Source organism: Pseudomonas sp. P5_A12, from assembly GCF_056400685.1.
In genome coordinates, this window is sequence record NZ_JBFUKU010000552.1 from 1 (window position 1) to 1,558 (window position 1,558).

Annotated in this window: 1 pseudogene; it reads right to left on the reverse strand. The window is 53.9% G+C overall.

Going from position 1 to position 1,558, the window contains the following annotated elements:
* Positions 1-1,558: pseudogene (locus tag AC1DSG_RS31025) on the reverse strand (hypothetical protein); the annotation flags it as partial.

A 1,558-nucleotide genomic window follows, 5' to 3' on the forward strand; every position in this document is an offset into this window, starting at 1 on the left:
TTCCAGTGTGTATCGGTAACGGTGGCGAGATGCGTTGTGGTGGGGGTGTCGCTGAAAGTGAGTTCCACCTTGGCACGGGACCAACAACTCCCGGAAATTTTTGGAGACAAACCGTCCTCTTGCACTGGGTCAATTTCAGGCGCCAACGGTGGGATGGTGACGTTGAGAAAGACCCAGTTCGGCGAATGGTGAATGCCCAGAGATTGCCTGATATGAACTTCCCGATTGAGTGTCGGGCCCCACACTTCGGATGCCCGGCTCGACCATTGGCCGTTGGTGGGCACGAGCGCGTCAGGGGCGACCACGGAGCCGCCATGGGGATTAGCGAGCGTCACCTTAGCGTCGGTGAAACCTTTGCCGGAAAAGGTCGGCTGGTAGTTAATCGTGAACTTTATGTCGCTAGGATCCGGCAGCACCCGGTTGACGGTAAATGAGTAGGGCAGCGACTCAATCCAGCCATTGGCATTGTCCGAGACTTTCTGAATCGCCTTCAGGTTATAGGTACCAAACGGCCAGTTGGTCGCGGTCGTTTCCCAGCGGCCTCCTGTCACCGGGGCAGCGGACGGYGCCGTCCCACCAGGCCCGTTGACGATAGTGATCTCGACCATTGCGCCGGTGTGGCCGGCGCCTGAGAACTTGAGCGAGGTTTCGGTTGGGTATGAAGTGGTGACGGCGGTCAGTGCGGGGGGGCGGATTTTGAACGACCGCGCGATACTGCGTCCGGATTGGCCACTGCTCGAAGTCAGCTGGGCAACCAGCGAGCGCGGCCCGGGTTGCACATTGACGGGCACAGACCAACTGTCACCTGTGACCGGAGCCTCGCCTACCTGAGTCTGCGTCAGATCCAGATACACTCGCATAGTGGCAACCGCCGTGCCACCCGATCCTGAAAGCACAAATGACGGGTCCTGTATTGAATTCGGGCCCGGGCCGGCGATAACAGGGATAACAGGCTTGGCAGGCGGAAGAATATAAGTACGGGAAGACTGAGTACGGTTTCCAACTACGTGTCGGGCGTAGAGGGTGACCGTATTATAGGTATTGGTGAGGTCAACATTGATCCTCCAACTTCCATCATTTCCAACCACGCCCCGGCCCCATACAAATGAGCCCGCAAAATCAGTAATTTCAATTTCTGCTCCAGACAAACCATTATTGCCGCTAATAGTTACCATCTGATTTTCAAGTAACGCGCCTTCATCGGGATGCAAAATATTCAAAGGACGAATACATACAATCGTAAAAGGCTCAGAGTACCGAACAGCATGTTCGGGTATTTTTTCCTCAATGACGATTTGATAATTTCCTGACTTGATATCATACAGATCCTGGCTCCAGTTGCCGTCGGAATAAAAAGTAGAACTCAATTCTCGAGCCGTAATATGTTCCAGAACCCGAAGCGCGCCGAAGCGCCCCTCTACGCCTTTAACAAAGTTTGGAGATTGAGCATACGAGGTAATCCTGGGTCTTTTGGCAACAAAAATATATTTTCTTCTGGACCGCGATTGCTGGCTCCCATAATGCCACCATGTATCGTAATACCCTTGCCCTTGAGGGA